Here is a 16,282-nt window from a genome sequence, read left to right on the forward strand (position 1 = left end):
GGCTTATCCAGCAGCAAGAGAGAGGCCGCAATCAGCCTCGATCTGCTGGATAAACCGCTTGCGTGCCTCGGCTCGCGAGGGCTTGCCGGATGACGTACGCGGTAATGAATGAGGCGGCACCAGCTCCACCCGGCAGGTAAGGCCAAACTCGCTATTGATGAGCTTGGTCAGCGATTGAGCAAAATGCTCACGCTGTTCCGGATCCATGATACGGCACTGAACCTGGACGACGACCTGAGGCTCCTCTTCCCCTGGAATAAGAAAGGCAATGACATCGCCGGGGCGAATATCCGGCTGACATTCGGCCAGGTACTCGATGTCTTGAGGCCAGATATTACGTCCGCGCACAATGATCAGGTCCTTGCGGCGGCCGGTAATATAAAGCTCACCCTTGGAGAGATAGCCCAGATCTCCCGTATCCAGCCAATCACCTTCAGGGCTCATGACTGCCTGGGTAGACTCTTCGTCGCAGAAATAACCCGACATCAGGCTCGGCCCTTTCAGGGTAATACGACCGATTGCACGCTCAGGCAAGGCATGTCCGTTGTCATCACGGATTTCAAGCGTATGTCCGGGCAGGGCCGCACCACAATTGACAAAGCTGCTGGCGTTGCTGTCCGGCCCGTCGAAAGGAATGGCCTGGGAATGGTGCTCAAGCTCCCAGCGATTGATACGGTCCGTCTGGATACCGGTATCACGACGCGCGAAGCTGACGCCCAGGGTGCTCTCCGCCAGTCCATAACAGGGCAAAAACGCCTTGCGATCAAAGCCCGTCCGTTCGAACTGTATGGCGAAACGGTTCAACACCTCTGCTCTGATAGGCTCAGCGCCAATACCTGCGATGCGCCAGCTGGACAAATCAAAACGCTCCATATCGCTTTCGCGAACACGGCGCGTGCAAATGTCGTAACCAAAAGGAGGTGCAAACGAAATCGTACCGCGGTTCTGGCTGATCAGACTCAGCCACTGCCTGGGACGCATGGCAAAGTCCTGAGTCCGCAGATAGTCAACGGACAGTTGGGACGCCATCGGGCCAAGGACAAATCCGACCAACCCCATGTCATGATAGAACGGTAACCACGAGACGCAGCGATCACCCGGCTGAACGCCCAGGCCATCTCGCGTAATGCCTTGCAGATTCGCCATAACAGCCCGCTGCGTTACAACGACACCACGGGGGAAACGGGTACTGCCAGAAGTGTACTGCAGGTACGCGACCTCATCGGCACGGGAAGGCGCCAGCTCGACTGCTAGAAGCGGGCGCAGGGAGAGCTCCTTGGCCGTACCGATGAATCGCATCGGCTGCTCAGCGGCCTCCTCGGCAAACTTGACCAACTCGGCCGGTGCGAATACGGCAGAGGCTTCGCAACTCTTGAGGAGTCCCTTGAGTTTCTTGACGTAGATATCGTGACTGCCTAGCCCCGAGGGAATCGGCAGCGGAACGGGTACAAAGCCACCGTACTGACAGCCGTAGAAAACCTCCATGAACGACAGGTCGGTGTCGGCGATCAGGGCAACCCGATCTCCCCGCTCAAGGCCCAAACCATGAAGCCTTTTAGCGACTTTGAGAGCCTCTCTTCTAAGGGCACCGTACTGTACAACAGCCGTCAGGCGGCAACGGCCATCATAGAAGTTCAGCCCTGTTTCTCCTTCAGCTGCATAATCAAGCGCTTCCGACAACGTCGAGAAGTCAGCCAGGCGCTGAGGTAAACCGTGTTGAGTTAGTGTTGCAGACATGTACAGTTCGGCCATCCCTTTGGTCCTGCTTTCAGCACATCGCATGCAGCGGGCCGATCAGCAAGGCCAGCGGCGCATCAGTTCATCACGTAAATTAACGCTGTCGACCTCCTGAAGCTCAATTGATGAATTCAACTGAGGGGGTCCTGGCCAGGCACTATCACTGAACTCCCGGTCAGCCCAAGTACGGGGACTGTTGTAACGAGGTATTACATGAAAATGGACGTCTGGATCGACCATCATCAGCATTAGATAGTTCAGTTTGTCGTAGTTGAAGATAGTTTTTAAAGTACTTTCAATATCGACAGTAACGGCCTTGAGCTCTGCAAATGCTGCCGGACTCAACTCGGCAAAGGCCGTCACCTGCTCCTTGGCAATCAATACTAGAGAGCCCAACGTTACCTGCTGGGCGCGCAACAGCACCGCCCAATAACGGTAATCGCGAATCACGGTATCAGGAGCGCCAAACTTCTTCATGGTGGCGCTCAACGCATCAGTCGATTCCATCCAGGCCCCATTGATCATCGTATGATTAGGTTCGGCTACGGAAGTTAAATGTTTATGCGCTGCTTTGAAAGCCTATTCGAATCACTAATGCTTGTTATTTTTTGAAACATCCGTAAACCATAAGCGCATAATCGTGCCGTGGGAAGAAGTAATGCGTGTATGTAAGGAAGCATGTTTCTAGTGCAACGCGAAGCATTGTTCAGCTAACCAAGCCAAAGGCCTTCATGTGGACCAACTTACTTCCGGGATCAAAGGAACAATCGAAGTCAAACCGGTTGTCAGCAAGACGGATATGGCGACCTTTATCGGTTTCCCGGGCCGCCTCTACAAGAGCGACCCGAACTGGGTCGAACCTTTGCATTTCGAGCGCCACGAGCACCTCTCCCGAAAAAATCCCGTATTCGAACATTTGAAATGGCGGGCCTGGATCGCCTGGTCAGGCCACGAGCCGGTAGGACGTATCACGGCGCAGGTGGACACGCTCCATCGAGAGCGTCATGGTCAGGACACCGGTCACTTCGGCATGCTCGAAGCCATTGATAATCCGTCCGTCTTTCAGGCACTGATTGATACGGCTGAAGCTTGGCTGCTCGAGCAAGGCGCTCGTCGTATTACAGGCCCTTTCAGCCTGACCATCAATGAGGAGAGTGGCCTTCTCGTCGAAGGCTTCGATACACCGCCAATGTTCATGATGAGCCATGGCCACCCTTACTACAGCCAGCAGCTGGAGAACAATGGCTACCGGCCCGCTGCCGATCTTCTGGCATACTGGATGCGTACGGACGAGCTCAACTTCACGCCGACCATGCGCCGGATGATGGATCGCTACCGTGGGCGGGTTCGCATCCGAACGCTGGACCGTAGCCGTTTCGCCGAAGAAATGCAGACGCTGCGCGATATCTTCAACGATGCCTGGGCCAACAACTGGGGCTTCGTTCCCTTTACCGAAGCCGAGTTCCGGGAGATGGGTAATAACCTCAAGCTGCTGGTGCCCAATGACCTGCTGTACATCGCCGAAGTAGATGGCAAGCCCAGCGCATTCATCATTGCCCTGCCCAACCTGAATGAAGTGATCAGGCCACTCAACGGCAAGCTCCTGCCCTTTGGCTGGCTGCGTCTGCTGTGGCGACTGAAGATTCGCAAGCCAACCACGGCTCGTGTACCGTTGATGGGGGTACGTCAGGAACATCAATTCAGCCGCCTCGGTCCTACGCTGGCGCTGCTCCTGATCGAAGCGCTCAAACCACCCTTCGTCAGGCACGGCCTCGAAGCACTGGAGATGTCCTGGATTTTGGAAAGCAATACCGGCATGCGCACTATTCTCGAGCAGATTGGCACCCACCAGTACAAGCGATACCGCGTTTATGAAAAGCAGCTCTGAATCCAAACCCTTTTCGGCGCTGGTTCTGGCTGCTGATCGACATGACGGGGACGCAGTGGCAACGGCGGCCGGTGTGGACTGCAAGGCATTGGCAACCGTAGGCGGCATTCCAATGGTTCGCCGTGTGACTAGCACCCTGCGCTCAAGCCCTCTGGTGGAGCGCATTACGCTCATAGGTCCTACCCGCGCCCTGTTGCGCCAGGAACCTCAGGTAGAAGCATGGCTGCAAGCCGGTGAAATCAACTGGCTGAGCCATGCTAACTCTCCCAGCGCCAGCGCCGCTCTCGGTCTTGAGGCGGAAGATCCAACGCAACCGGTGTTATTGACGACTGCCGACCATGCACTGTTGACGCCGGACATAGTCGATTACTTCCTGACCGAGGCCCGGCGCAGCGGATGTGACTTTGTGGTGGGCGTTGCTCGCCTGGAAACAGTCAAGGCGCGCTTTCCCGGAAATCGCCGTACGGCGATCAAGCTCAAGGACGGCCCTTTCTGTGGCTGCAACCTGTTTGCGTTTATGACGGAGCGTGGTCATCAGCTGGCTCCCTTCTGGAGACGGATCGAGCAGGAGCGCAAGCGACCATGGCGAGTCATCACGGGTGCTTTGGGCTGGACGACAGTGCTTCGCTACCTGGCGGGAACGTTGACCTTGGAGCAGGCGCTGGAGCGGTTGTCACGCAAACTGAACATGCGAATTGGCGCGGTGGTGCTACCCTTCGCCGAAGCCGCAGTTGATGTGGATACGCCAGCGGACCGTCAACTGGTAGAGACGATCCTGGCGGAAAGAGTCGGGCGTGAAGCGGCTCAGTATTGAGCCGCCGCTGATATCGCCATCTGCCAGGTATGCACCTTGTGCTTGGCAGCTTCGAGATCCTGGGGGAAATCCAGCTCGCCCCAGCTCAGTCCTTCGATGGACTGTACGTAAACCTGGCCGGTCTGCTGAGCGATTTCATCGATAATGCTCAGATACCAGCGTTGCAGGGCTTCAGGCTTGCGCATGTTGTCTTCAAGCGCCTTGCGAAACAGAACGCCCCCCTCCGGCTGGAAGTACATCATGCCGATTGATTCGCCATTGACCGTTGGCAACGGCAACGTCTTGCCCACACGCATCAGCTGATCGCCTTCGAGACAGACCTTCATATCATCGCTGTCATAGGAGGGCTTGCGGTCGATGGCCAGTGTGATAGGCCGTGGCGACGCACCCAAAAGACGCTTGAGTACCGGTAGATCAAACAGCGTATCGCCATTGAGTAGCAGAAAATCATCACGCATGGCTTCACGCGCCATCCAGCAACTGGCCAGGTTATCCGCAACCTCATAAAAGGGATTGAACAGCGTGTGGATGACACCTGCACCATAACGGTCGCTCAATACGCGCTCTACCTGACCCGCCTCATAGCCTACAACAACCGTAATGTCTTCTATTCCAGCGGCCATCAGACCATCGATCTGCCACTCGATGACCGTACGCCCCTCAAGCTCGATAAGGCACTTGGGCTTGTTTTCGGTATAAGGAAGAAGCCGACGTCCTTGCCCCGCACTTAAAATGATCGCCCGACGGGGCTCATTCCGTTCAAGATGATTCAATGCCGTCTCCTAACAGGAAGGAACTTAACCACCTCGAAGCAGCCAAACCCCGGCCAAACATTTAAGGATGGTTATTCAGCCAGTTACGTATGAATAAACGGTATAGTAACCGGCGGGTGTTTTGGAACCACAGAAGGCTCCAGAGTTCATGCGTCTAATTGAGCGTTATGTTATCTCCGAGGTATGCCGTCCTTTACTGGCCATGGTGGGAATTCTCACCTTCATTTTTGCCAGCTACTCCTCGGAACGCTATCTGGCTGAAGCTGCGAATGGCACGTTGGCACTGAGTGTCGTTCTGGATATCGTCTATTACAAGGTACTTATTGCGCTCGAAGTGCTTGTCCCTGTAGCGCTTTATGTCGCGGTCGTCCTGAGCCTGGGACGTTTGTACCACGATACGGAAATGACGGCTATTGCTGCATCAGGTGTCAGCCCGCTGCGCCTGTATAAAGCCATCCTGTTGATTGCGCTGCCCGTTGCGATCGCGGTTGCCTGCCTTTCCCTCTATGGCCGACCCTGGGCATATGACAACGCTTATCGACTCGAACAGCAGTCCAAAACGGATCTGGACGTCAATCATTTGCAGGCCGAACGCTTCAACGTCAATGAAGACAATGGTCGGATGATCCTGGCAAAACACATCGAGCCTGACTCAGGCGCGTTAAAGGATGTGCTGATCTACGACAGCGGCGCAGAAAGAGCCCACCTGTTCAGGGCCCGCCAAGCATTGATTACGGACCCTAACCCGGAAAACCCTGTTCTGTCCTTGGAACAGGGTACTGCCTACTCGCTGGAGCGCCAGGGCAGCCGGGACCAGACCATGCTTTTCAAGGATATGACCCTGCACCTGGCGCCGGTTGCACAAACAGCCGAGTATCGCCGCAAGGCCGCACCTAGCAGTGCACTGGCAGCTTCGTCAGCCTTATCTGATCAGGCAGAGCTGCAATGGCGCCAGACCCGAGGCATCACCACCCTACTGCTGGCACTTTTTGCCATACCACTTAGCTATACCGCTCCCCGCAAGGGCCGTTTTGCGAGAATGTTACCGGTCACGGCAGCATTTGCTCTGGTTTTCTATGCCAGCGACATTTGCCGGAGCATGGTTGGCAATGGCTCGTTGCCCCTCTTTCCCGGCATGTGGCTGATCCCTATTCTCATGATGCTGGCGCTGCTTGTCGCCATTCGGCGGGACGTAGGCAAGAAGCGGATCCGCACGGCATGAAGATCATCGACAAGTACCTGTTGCAGTCCCTCTTCATGGGCTTCATAGCTGCTGCCGCATTGTTACTGCCACTGTTCAGTACCCTGGACCTTGTCGGGGAGCTTGATGACATCGGCGGAGATTACCGGCTTGTCCAGGCCATTGAGGTAGTCACCATGACGCTGCCTCGACGCATGGTAGAACTCGGCCCCTTCATTGCCTTGCTGGGCGGTATCGCTGCACTGGGGCAGCTGGCTCTGACGCAAGAGCTCAACACGCTGCGTGCTGCTGGCATCTCTGCTGCTCGTATCGGACTGAGTACCGTGTTAGCCGGCGCGCTGCTTGCGGTAGCACTGGCGGCAGTCGATGAGTTTGCTGCCTCGCCTCTTCAGCAAAGCGCTATTCAGCTACGTGCACATGCCATTGCCTCAGTCGAAGGGAATGGCAAGGATGGCAGCATCTGGGGGCGTAAGGACCAGCAGTTCGTTCGTGTAGGCGGGCTGCGCCTGGGACGGATTCCTACCCATATCGAAGTGTTCAGCTTTGACGGCGACGAGGTACTCAAGGAGTATCTGTTTGCCAACTATGCCGACATTCAGCCCAAGGGGATATGGCAGCTGCATGATGTGACGGTAAAGCGCTGGGTCGATGGTGACGAGACGGTCGAGCACATGGATCAGATGATTTGGCAATCAGTGCTGCCTGAAACGCGCCTGCAGGAGGTTGCGCTTCCGGCGGAGAGTCTTTCCTCTCGGCAGCTTTACCACTACATCGAATTCCTGAAGGGTACCGCGCAACCAGCGGCCCAGTATGAAGTGGCCTTATGGGAAAAGCTTGGAACACCTCTGCTGACCCTGGCCATGATACTGCTGGCAGTGCCTTTTTCATTTAGCCAGGTACGCTCCACCGGGCTGGGCAGCAAGCTGGCCCTTGGCGCAGTGACGGGACTGCTGGTTTATTTGACCAATCAGATTATTGTAAACCTGGGCATTCTGTTCGGACTTGTTCCTGTTCTGGTGGGAACCGTTCCGGCGCTGTTAATGCTGGTATTCTCGATGAGCCTGATTTTTCGGTTCGACAGAAAACGATAAGGCGGTACGAAAGGCTGCCAAACAGGCGGCGGCCCTCGTCAGACAGGGCTCGCAAGGCTTAATAATTTAAATAACACATCCATTGCGTGGACTAAGGCAGAACTTATGACGATACAGGTCCATCTGGTAGGCCGTTGCGAGGTGATCTTGTGGGGCCTGACCTCACGGGAGCGGCTGCGAAGAATCCTGAAGAAATTTCCCAAGGCGCATCTGGCCAGCCCCGGCGAAGCGCTTCCTGCTGAAGGTGATGTTCTGCTGCTGCGCGAGGATTACCTTTACGATGACCGGGTATTAAGAGGATTGCTGGATACCCAAGACGTTGCCTTGCAGGACCCTCGGGATGGCGCGGTTGTCGCGGCCCGACTCTCCGCCTCGCGCTTGTCTGGCGTGGCCGACCTGAATGCACCTGCTGTCGCTCAGCTACGTCCTGCGCAACCTGACACCGTAGCCTCCGGCCTACAGACCCAGCTGCGCAAGTTCGATCAGCCTTGGGTAGCAAGAATCACCCAAAGCAACCGCCAGCACCTGGAAAAGTCCTTGTTCAATGGTGCGTACAAGGGTGTAACGGACTTTATCACCCGCGGCGTCTGGCCTGTGCCGGCACGCTGGGTGACCCACCTGTGTGTTCGTCTGGGCCTGAGTCCCAACCACGTCACGACCGCCAGTTATGTGCTGGCCATCCTGGCCGGCTGGTGGTTTTGGAACGGGCAGTTCGGCCTGGGCCTGATCGCCGGCTGGATCATGACCTTTCTCGACACCGTGGACGGCAAACTTGCCCGCGTAACGGTAACCTCGACCCGCTTTGGCAATATTTTCGACCACGCCCTCGACATCGTGCACCCCCCGCTCTGGTACATCGCCTGGGGTATGGGCCTTGCTGCAACCTGGAGCTACAGCCTGCCGCTTTCTCTCGTGTTCTGGGCTATCTTTATTGGCTATGTAGCAGGACGCCTGTGCGAAGGCTCGTTCAAGTTTGCCGCCCCTTTTTCGATGTTCCTCTGGAAACCCTTCGACTCGCTGAACCGACTGGTTACGGCCCGCCGCAATCCCAATCTCTTGCTGCTCACGTTGGCATGGGCTGCTGGGGCCAATGATCTGGGACTGCTACTGGTGGCAGCCTGGACAGTCATCTCGACGCTTGTTCTGGCGTGGCGCGTCATATGGGCCATTACGTTGCGGCGACGCGGTGCTGAATTGCAGCCGTGGTTGAGCCAGATCGACCTCAAGGCTGAAGGGCATCGTCCGGTGGTTCGGCTATTTGCTCCCCGCTCCGGGCTGGCCGATGCCTGAATACGAACTTCCCGTACCGAAACGGATCGGGATACTCATGAATCCATTGAGCGGTCGTGTTCGTCGATGTCTGCAGCCTTTACGTGCATCGATTGCCACCCTGCCCGGTGTCATGTTGCATGAGGCTTCAGAGCCAGCGGATATTACCCGCGCGCTGCTTCAATGGCAGGGAAACTCACCAGAACTTGTGGTTGTAATCGGCGGCGACGGCACGTTACAAGCCGTCCTGACGGCTCTGCTGCAAACGTCCTTCACGCCCTTACCTGCTTTGTTGGTGATTGCCGGTGGCACCACAAACATGAGTGCCGCCGATCTGGGCACACGGGCGAAACCTGAGACCGTACTGAAGGCCTTGCACGCCTGGCTGAAGGGCCAGGGAGCGGCGCCGCGCCAGGTGGAGCGCGCCGCGCTAAAAGTCGTGGGCGACGAGACGAACGGGCCACAGTACGGAATGTTTTTCGGCACGGGAGCGATTCTTAGCGGTGTCCGGTATTTTCATCAGCATGTTCGCCCCACGGGTGTACGCGGTGCGCTAGGCCCTGCCCTGGCCTTTATCCGTATGCTGCTGTCGCTGCTGCGCAGCAAACCCCATCCACTTCTCCCAGCCACACCCGCGTCACTGAGAACCGATACGCATGACTGGAGCAGCAGCTGGCTTCTAGTACTCGCGTCAACGCTCGATAATCTGTTGATCGGCTGCCGCCCGTATTGGGGCACCGAAGCGGCCCCCATGCATTTCACAGCCGTCGAGCATCAGCCGCGACGGCTGATACGCGTGCTACCGTTCCTGCTGTGCGGTCGCGGCAAATCGGTTGCGCATGAGCGGGACGGCTATATCAGTCGTAACCTCAGTACGCTCAGTCTTGAGGGCAGCTCACATTTTCTTCTGGACGGCGAACAGTTCGAGGCTACTTGCCCGATTCGTCTTTCAACCACCGCTCCCCTGCGCTTTCTAACCTACTGAGGCCGGCCATGCCTGATCTTGCCCCGCTCCCCCGTCCTTCACCGGCATTGCTTGAGGTGATCGCCAGGCAAAGCGGGCAACCGGTACGCCAAGAACTCGATTGCCTGTGTGAAGCGGTCCAGGCACGGTTTGGCGAGTCCGTCGTGGGCGTGCTGTTTTATGGCTCCTGCCTGCGAAGTGGCAATCCGGCCGAAGGCATCGTTGACCTGTACGCTATCGTCGACAGTTATGCGGGGGCACATGCCAATGCACTGCTCAAAGTCGCCAATATGTGGCTGCCGCCTAACGTTTTCATGTTACAGGTCCGCACGTCTGAGGGAGACGTACTGCAAACCAAATGCGCGGTGCTTTCGCTGAAGGATCTGGAGCGCGGCACGGCTCACTGGTTTCAGAGCTATCTGTGGGGCCGGTTTGCACAACCGTCTCGCCTGGTGTACTGCAGGGATGACACGACGCGACAGCATATTTATCAGGCACTGGGCTACGCCGTTTTGAGGTTGGTGGAACAGACACTGCCCTCGATGCCGGAACGCTTTAGCAGTGAACAGTTATGGCAAACGGGCCTTGCCTTGAGCTACGGCACTGAACTGCGTCCAGAAGCTGCAAGTCGGCCTGCCGAGCTGGTTCATTATGATAAAACCTACTACCGTCAGTTAACGGCAGCCGTTGCCAGTGACTTTTCCGGCATGCATCGAATAGCGTCTGAAGAGAATCTTTATTCGCATATGCCTTCCCGTGAGCGCTTGCTCCAAAGCCGACAGCTGTGGAGCACCCGGCGGCGCCAGGGACGAATGCTGAATATTCTTCGGCTCATGAAGTCCGTTTTCACATTCGAGAATGGAGTGGACTACATCGCTTGGAAGCTAGAACGGCATATGGGCCGGCCAATTGAGGTAACGCCTCGGCTGCGCCGCTACCCGCTGATCTTCGGCTGGCCGTTGCTGTGGCGGTTATTGAGGGAACGTCGTTTACGCTAAATCGAACGCAAGCGGAGCGCTCTTCGCTTGCATCAGGAACCATGCGGCACTGCCTACGAGGTGAAGAGTGGAAAAGACCCAGGACAACGCCACGCTGTCTACTCAGAAACGTAAACGCAAAAAGCACCGCCCCAGTGTGGCGATCGGTCTCTGGATCATCAAGCGCCTGGAAAAAGCGATCAAGCACTACTCCAAGGTAGAAACGACACCCTTTATCGATGCCGGCCAGTTTGCCTGGGTGCCTGAATTGGAAACCCACTGGGAAACGATTCGTGCCGAGCTGAATGAAGTCCTGCAAAACAAGCACAAGATTCCCAATTTTCAGGACATCTCCAAAGACCAGAAAAACATCACTCAGGATGATCGCTGGAAAACCTTCTTCCTGTACGGATACGGCTACAAGATGGATGGCAACTGCCTGCGCTGCCCGGAGACAACTCGCATCATCGAGTCCATCCCAGGCATGTTCACGGCGTTCTTTTCCATTCTGGAGCCTGGAAAGCACATCCCACTGCACCGCGGTCCCTACAACGGACTGCTCCGGGCTCACCTGGGGCTAGTCGTCCCCGAGCCGAAAGAAAAGTGCCGTATTGAGGTGGGCGGCGAGACCCGGCACTGGGAAACCGGTAAGTGCATGATCTTTGACGACACCTACCGGCATCAGGTCTGGAACGAGACCGATGGCGTTCGCGTAGTGCTGTTCCTGGACATTCAACGACCCCTGGCTTGGCCAGGCTCGCTGCTTAACCGGATCATCCTACGATTGATTCGCTGGTCACCCTTCATTCAGGATGCGCGGCGCAACCATCGCGCCTGGGAACGTGGTTTGGAGCCGTAACGATAGAATAACGGCTCGGCGTTTCCTGGCGTCGAGCCGCCACTCAACCGCGGCTATTCATCCAGCAATTTCTGAGCATCGTCCCACGCAGCAAGATTGCGACGTGCTTCCTGAACGAATGGGCTCCGTTTTACTGCGCCTAAAAACAGGTCACCCAAGAGCCGTCCTGGGAGGCGCAGTGGCCGTTTGAACTGGATCAGTAGCACGACCCGGGTCTGATCGGTTTCATTCCAGACCTCATGGGGATAGGTGTCATCGAACACGATACATTTGCCATCGTCCCAATAGACCATTTCATCCCCTACCTGAATGCGGCAGTTTTCACGTGGAGTGGGCGTCAGCAGTCCCAGGTGACACGTCATGATGCGCTTGGTCACTCCGGTATGCCGTGGAATGTGCGCACCCGGCGTCAGGATGGAAAAGAAAGCACTGTTCAGACCAGGCACTACAGACAAGGCCTCGGTGGTCTTTGGACAACGCTGGCAGTTCTCTTCGATCTTGTAGCCATACCCCCACAGAAAATAGGAGCGCCAGCTATTACCCTCGGCGATCCTGCGGTGATCAGGCGAAATATCGCGAAGCGCAGGAATTGAATCCATACCCTGCAAGAGCTGTTGCACCTCCTGCCGTATCTCCTCCCAATGCTGTTCCAACGAGGCCGTCCAGGGAAACAGCTGCTTATCGAATACAGGCGGATCGCCGACCAGAGAATTTTTAGCCAGATAGCTGTTAAGCGCGGGCCGCAGCTTTTTACCGGTCCGGTAGAGGGCGCTGCGTTTGACTTTTGTTTTAGCGGCAACAGGAGGTGCGGCGTTGGTCATTGTACGTGTATCCTGACGGTATTCGATGCGGCCCAGCGGACCGCCTGCATGTATGCCTAGATGCGATTTGCCGACAAGGCCCGCTCGCCTGTAATCACGGCCCGTACAGCCTCGATAGCACGCTGGCGTGAGGTAGCCATAAGCGCTGGCGAAAGACCTGGCACTTGATCAAGTCCCTGCGGCAAAGGCAAAAGCCCCAGCGCTACATGAACTTCCTCGATTCTTCGCTCACGCTTGATGAGCCCTTCCTCTACAAGACTGTCGTAAAGTCGTCCGGTCTTGTTCTGCTGCCGGGGCGTGCCACGGCTACCTGCCACCCGGTCAATCACGCCCAGCTTGCGTTCAAGCGCATGATGCACACGCGCCTTGAAATGGCGCCGTACCGGTAATGGGAAAACTGCAACCGGTTTGCCGGTCAAGGCAGCCTCCGTCAGCATGGAGACACTTTCACCGGTCACGATGAAGGCATCGGCCAACGCCAGCAATGCCCGGTAAGGGTTGTCGCTGCCCTTATCGAAACGGTAGCACCAGTGGGACGTCTCGATGGCCCCCAGAATCGACTGAATGACCGGTTCCGCCGTACGGGGGCTTGTAGAAATCAGAAGCGATCCCCCCTTGGCCCCGACAGCAGCGCTGGCCTGGGCACCCAGTGTTCGCCCCGCTGCCTTGTCCAGTTCGTAAGGAGTACTGCTTCCCCCTACCAACATGGCGACCCAGGGCCGTGGCAGATGCGCAAAACGCTCTTTCCAGACCGTCAGCTCTTGGTCAGACGGTGCCTGATTTTGGATAAAGGGCACGGGTAAATCCACTACGTTGTCCCGCAGTGGCAGGCTGTATTGAGGTGTGGTCAGGACCAGATCAAAGCTGGATAACGGTGCACGTGGGCGCCCAACGACTACCAGACGACTCCGCCCCTCGGAACGGCGCTGGATCCAGTGCGCCACCGGGGCTGTACGCCGGCCCGAACTCAAGACAAGATCCGGCCAGGGCGCGGCAAGACCCGGCGCGGACTGAGCCATCTTGCCCTGCAACAAGGCACCCGGTACATACTTGGCCGGCTTGAACCGCGTTTCCTTGCATTCATATGGCCAGCCAAGCGACTCGGCAATGGCAACCAGCTGTGCATTATCGCCCGCATGTTGGCCCAGCAGTACCCACACTCTGGGCAGCGCCTCTGCCCGTCGGGAACGTAACGGGAAGTCCGCCAGATAACGCTGCAAAGTGCCGTTACCGTCTTCGCAGTCAAGCTGCCAGCAACGATCTGGATAGCGCTGGGACACACGGCGCAGCAGTGCCCGCCATCCCTTGATTGAGCTGATGAGTGACTCATCCGTCCCCATTCCTGCCCGGATGTAGACAAAACTACGACTAAGTCTGAACAGCCGGTCCACGAGCCAGGGCACATCTTCCGGTGGCAGATGCTCAAGACCACTGACCGCCAAAAGGTCATGGCTGGGCAGGTCTGGTTGGCGCAATTGCTCGAAGCGGTAGTGAGTCGTAGCCAGTGAGTCCTTATGAACATCGGTCCAGTGCCCTACGAAGGCGATATCGTTGCCGCTCAGTGCGCTTGCAAAGGACAAGACATCCGATGGCAGAGACGCAGGAGGCGACGCCAGCGTCTGACAGGCTGCGTTGAAGCCCGAGCTCGGACTCGCCATGGTGTAAGGCTCGTAACCTTTAGCATTGGCCGCCTGCTCAAGGCTCAGGAAATACTCGGCATACGGGTTGATCTGATAGGAGTATTGCTCAGGTGTTGGCCGCCAGGGCTGCAAGTGCAGTGTGGTGTAGTGCAGCAATCTGGAACGGCCATGCTCATACTCAAGGTCACGCGCATGCCAGACGGGGTCGAGCTGTCCCCATAGGCCGGGCTTCTCGGCAGCCTGGGCGTGCAAAGCCTTCTTGCTTTCACAACGTGCCTTTTCAAAATTCCAGACCTCGATCATGCGCTCGCAATCGATCAAGGCGACGGCCGTGTCGTTTGGGGTTAACGCCAGATAACCATGCTCACCCATAGGTTGATCAAAGAGGTCCGCCGGATCAGCCGTATAGATCTGATCCACATCGTTATAAATGGCGCGCCCGTGACGTCCGGCCAGATCCGGAATGGCAAATCGATAATTCGTAAACCCGGTACGCCAGCGGCTTTCATCGAAGCCCGGCAGACGGGTCATGCGGTAGACCTCGTAACGCCGATCAGGATTGCGCACCTGTTCCAACGAATACACGAAGATCCGCTCGGCGCGGTATTGTGCAGGCTCGGTTCCCAGGAAAATGCGTACAGCTGGCTGTTCGGGTGCCCCTGCCCTTGCTTCCAGCACAATCGGCACAATATGCGGAACCGCCATGGGCGCATGGGCTGCCTGACTACCGGATGTTCCGGCCGAAGCGGTGGAGGGAGACACTCGTTTTTTTTCCGAACGGGGCAGTTTCCACTTACGTATAGCGCGCGGCGCTTTCCAAGCGAAGAAAGTCATGCGTCCTCTTATGCTTCGATCTGAGGCAGAACAGCTGTACAACCTGCCTTGGTTGCTAACGGAAGAACTATAGTTCCCCTGTTCGGGTTGAACAGGTTTCTGCATACATTAAAAAACTCATGGCTGGCCCTTTGTTGTCACTGCTTTTTCTATACTGCCAGCCCGTGAAGCCAACCCGCGTTCTATCAGCGATTCGTGTTGCAGACAACCGCTTTTGCGCGTTTGCGCGTAGCGCTGGCATGTACCTTGAACATCCGGTCAGGTTTTTCACGCTCACTCTATAAGAGGCTATTCCATCCCATGCTGAAAAAATCCCTCGCAAGTGCGCTAGGACTGGCAGGTCTGCTGGGCGGGCTTACCGCGGCGCCCCAGGTATCCGCAGCGGAGAAACCCATTGCGCCCAAAGTCATGCTGATCGCCATGTTTGGCCCGGAAGCCAAGACCTGGATCGAGCAACTCAAGCTCGATAGAAAGGTGCCGGTCGAAGGGCTGTCTGCCGAGTATCCGGATGTGCTCTGTAATGAAGCGCAGGTGTGTCTGATGACGACCGCAATGGGGCACACCAATGCCGCGGCCTCGACTATGGCATTAGCCTTCTCGCCCAAGTTCGATCTGCGCAAGACCTATTTCCTGGTCGCTGGTATTGCAGGAATCAACCCGCACGAGGGTACCATTGGCACTACGGCATGGGCGCACTATCTCGTGGATTTCGGCATCCAATGGGAGCTGGACGCTCGAGAAGCTCCGGCTGACTGGAAAGGTGGCTATCTGGGTATCAATACGCGTCATCCCACTCAAAAGCCTCCTCTGGACTACAAGACCGAGGTGTTCGAGGTTAACCAGAAGCTGATGGAAAAGGCTTATGCCCTTTCCAAGGACGTCAAGCTCATCGAAAGCCCCGAGTCTACTGCGTGGCGCAAAAAGTATAGCTATGCGCCTGCCAACCAGCCTCCCGTGGTTACCCGCTGTGACACTGTCGCCGGCGACACCTGGTTCTCCGGTACGCTGCTCTCTCAGCGCGCCGAAGAATGGACGCGTACGCTGACGGATGGAAAAGGCCGTTACTGCACTACGCAGCAGGAAGACAACGCTACTTATGAGGCGCTGCTACGGGCCAGCCGTACGGGCCGTGTCGATATCCAGCGCCTAGCCGTAGTGCGTGGCGGCTCTGACTTCGACCGCCCTTATGAGGGGTATTCAGATGTTGAGAACCTGATCGACTACGCCAAGCAAGGCGGCTTCGAACCCGCCCTGGAAAACCTGTTCCGTACAGGCAATCCTCTGGTACAGGACATCGTTAAGAACTGGAGTGCCTGGGAAAAGGGCGTTCCCTCCTCCTGATTAATGAAAGCAGGACCGGGCATAGATGTTCGGTCCTGTCAGTCACCCTAGCCGCACCGTTAACGTGCAGTGT

The 16,282-nt window shown here is 56.8% G+C and carries 14 protein-coding genes; 9 read left to right on the plus strand and 5 right to left on the minus strand.

Annotation, left to right across the window (positions count from 1 at the left end):
* Positions 1 to 3: 3 nt before the first annotated feature.
* Complete coding sequence (locus tag EAW52_RS12750) at positions 4 to 1,752, minus strand: fatty acyl-AMP ligase (RefSeq protein ID WP_122042677.1); 1,749 nt, start codon at positions 1,750 to 1,752, stop codon at positions 4 to 6.
* 42 nt (positions 1,753 to 1,794) lie between these two features.
* Positions 1,795 to 2,244 carry an HIT family protein gene (locus tag EAW52_RS12755; protein WP_122042678.1) on the minus strand — a complete coding sequence of 150 codons (450 nt, stop codon included), beginning with the start codon at positions 2,242 to 2,244 and terminating at the stop codon, positions 1,795 to 1,797.
* A gap of 226 nt (positions 2,245 to 2,470) precedes the next feature.
* Here EAW52_RS12755 and EAW52_RS12760 point away from each other — a divergent pair, with 226 nt between their 5' ends.
* Together EAW52_RS12760 and EAW52_RS12765 are read left to right on the plus strand one after the other, a co-directional pair.
* The gene (locus EAW52_RS12760; protein WP_256680795.1) at positions 2,471 to 3,625 is read left to right on the plus strand and encodes an N-acetyltransferase; all 1,155 of its coding nucleotides are present in this window, start codon (positions 2,471 to 2,473) and stop codon (positions 3,623 to 3,625) included.
* Positions 3,609 to 4,439, plus strand: coding sequence for a nucleotidyltransferase family protein (locus EAW52_RS12765; RefSeq protein WP_122042679.1), 831 nt, complete (start codon positions 3,609 to 3,611; stop codon positions 4,437 to 4,439). Before EAW52_RS12760 ends, EAW52_RS12765 begins: the two co-directional genes overlap by 17 nt.
* Here the strand turns inward: EAW52_RS12765 and EAW52_RS12770 are convergent.
* Positions 4,430 to 5,212, minus strand: coding sequence for an NTP transferase domain-containing protein (locus EAW52_RS12770; protein ID WP_256680796.1), 783 nt, complete (start codon positions 5,210 to 5,212; stop codon positions 4,430 to 4,432). The two genes, EAW52_RS12765 and EAW52_RS12770, sit on opposite strands and share 10 nt — an antisense overlap.
* Positions 5,213 to 5,360: 148 nt before the next feature.
* Between EAW52_RS12770 and lptF the strand changes: the two genes are divergently transcribed.
* The 6 genes from lptF to EAW52_RS12800 all read left to right on the plus strand — a co-directional run bounded on the left by lptF (position 5,361) and on the right by EAW52_RS12800 (position 11,573).
* Positions 5,361 to 6,434 carry an LPS export ABC transporter permease LptF gene (gene lptF, locus EAW52_RS12775; RefSeq protein WP_122042680.1) on the plus strand — a complete coding sequence of 358 codons (1,074 nt, stop codon included), beginning with the start codon at positions 5,361 to 5,363 and terminating at the stop codon, positions 6,432 to 6,434.
* On the plus strand, positions 6,431 to 7,504 hold the full coding sequence (gene lptG, locus EAW52_RS12780) for an LPS export ABC transporter permease LptG (protein ID WP_122042681.1): 1,074 nt from the start codon (positions 6,431 to 6,433) through the stop codon (positions 7,502 to 7,504). Before lptF ends, lptG begins: the two co-directional genes overlap by 4 nt.
* 105 nt (positions 7,505 to 7,609) lie before the next feature.
* The gene (locus EAW52_RS12785) at positions 7,610 to 8,794 is read left to right on the plus strand and encodes a CDP-alcohol phosphatidyltransferase family protein (RefSeq protein ID WP_122042682.1); all 1,185 of its coding nucleotides are present in this window, start codon (positions 7,610 to 7,612) and stop codon (positions 8,792 to 8,794) included.
* Between the two features lie 37 nt (positions 8,795 to 8,831).
* Positions 8,832 to 9,758: a diacylglycerol kinase family protein gene (locus EAW52_RS12790; protein ID WP_256680797.1), complete on the plus strand. Its 927-nt coding sequence runs from the start codon at positions 8,832 to 8,834 to the stop codon at positions 9,756 to 9,758.
* A gap of 8 nt (positions 9,759 to 9,766) precedes the next feature.
* Positions 9,767 to 10,735, plus strand: a complete 969-nt coding sequence (locus tag EAW52_RS12795; protein WP_122042684.1) for a hypothetical protein — start codon at positions 9,767 to 9,769, stop codon at positions 10,733 to 10,735.
* Positions 10,736 to 10,802: 67 nt separating this feature from the next.
* A complete protein-coding gene (locus tag EAW52_RS12800; protein ID WP_010798123.1) occupies positions 10,803 to 11,573 on the plus strand; it encodes an aspartyl/asparaginyl beta-hydroxylase domain-containing protein in 771 nt (256 codons plus the stop codon).
* A 53-nt stretch (positions 11,574 to 11,626) separates the two neighbouring features.
* On the opposite strand, the gene EAW52_RS12805 is transcribed toward EAW52_RS12800, so the two are convergent.
* Entirely contained in the window at positions 11,627 to 12,394 is a 768-nt protein-coding gene (locus tag EAW52_RS12805; RefSeq protein WP_122042685.1) for an aspartyl/asparaginyl beta-hydroxylase domain-containing protein, read from the minus strand.
* 56 nt (positions 12,395 to 12,450) lie between these two features.
* Positions 12,451 to 14,868, minus strand: a complete 2,418-nt coding sequence (locus tag EAW52_RS12810) for an ELM1/GtrOC1 family putative glycosyltransferase (RefSeq protein ID WP_122042686.1) — start codon at positions 14,866 to 14,868, stop codon at positions 12,451 to 12,453.
* A 300-nt stretch (positions 14,869 to 15,168) separates the two neighbouring features.
* On the opposite strand from EAW52_RS12810, the gene EAW52_RS12815 reads away from it, so the two are divergent.
* The gene (locus EAW52_RS12815; protein WP_019367200.1) at positions 15,169 to 16,209 is read left to right on the plus strand and encodes a purine nucleoside permease; all 1,041 of its coding nucleotides are present in this window, start codon (positions 15,169 to 15,171) and stop codon (positions 16,207 to 16,209) included.
* Positions 16,210 to 16,282: the final 73 nt, after the last annotated feature.

Source organism: Pseudomonas sp. LTJR-52 (assembly GCF_003691465.1).
Lineage (GTDB): Bacteria > Pseudomonadota > Gammaproteobacteria > Pseudomonadales > Pseudomonadaceae > Chryseomonas > Chryseomonas luteola.

Excerpts from the sequence above, each read along its gene's own strand:
- EAW52_RS12750 (WP_122042677.1), bottom strand. The coding sequence starts at position 1,752 with ATGGCCGAACTGTACATGTCTGCAACACTAACTCAACACGGTTTACCT.
- EAW52_RS12755 (WP_122042678.1), bottom strand. The coding sequence starts at position 2,244 with ATGGAATCGACTGATGCGTTGAGCGCCACCATGAAGAAGTTTGGCGCT.
- EAW52_RS12765 (WP_122042679.1), top strand. The coding sequence starts at position 3,609 with ATGAAAAGCAGCTCTGAATCCAAACCCTTTTCGGCGCTGGTTCTGGCT.
- lptF (WP_122042680.1), top strand. The coding sequence starts at position 5,361 with ATGCGTCTAATTGAGCGTTATGTTATCTCCGAGGTATGCCGTCCTTTA.
- lptG (WP_122042681.1), top strand. The coding sequence starts at position 6,431 with ATGAAGATCATCGACAAGTACCTGTTGCAGTCCCTCTTCATGGGCTTC.
- EAW52_RS12785 (WP_122042682.1), top strand. The coding sequence starts at position 7,610 with ATGACGATACAGGTCCATCTGGTAGGCCGTTGCGAGGTGATCTTGTGG.
- EAW52_RS12790 (WP_256680797.1), top strand. The coding sequence starts at position 8,832 with ATGAATCCATTGAGCGGTCGTGTTCGTCGATGTCTGCAGCCTTTACGT.
- EAW52_RS12795 (WP_122042684.1), top strand. The coding sequence starts at position 9,767 with ATGCCTGATCTTGCCCCGCTCCCCCGTCCTTCACCGGCATTGCTTGAG.
- EAW52_RS12805 (WP_122042685.1), bottom strand. The coding sequence starts at position 12,394 with ATGACCAACGCCGCACCTCCTGTTGCCGCTAAAACAAAAGTCAAACGC.
- EAW52_RS12810 (WP_122042686.1), bottom strand. The coding sequence starts at position 14,868 with ATGACTTTCTTCGCTTGGAAAGCGCCGCGCGCTATACGTAAGTGGAAA.
- EAW52_RS12815 (WP_019367200.1), top strand. The coding sequence starts at position 15,169 with ATGCTGAAAAAATCCCTCGCAAGTGCGCTAGGACTGGCAGGTCTGCTG.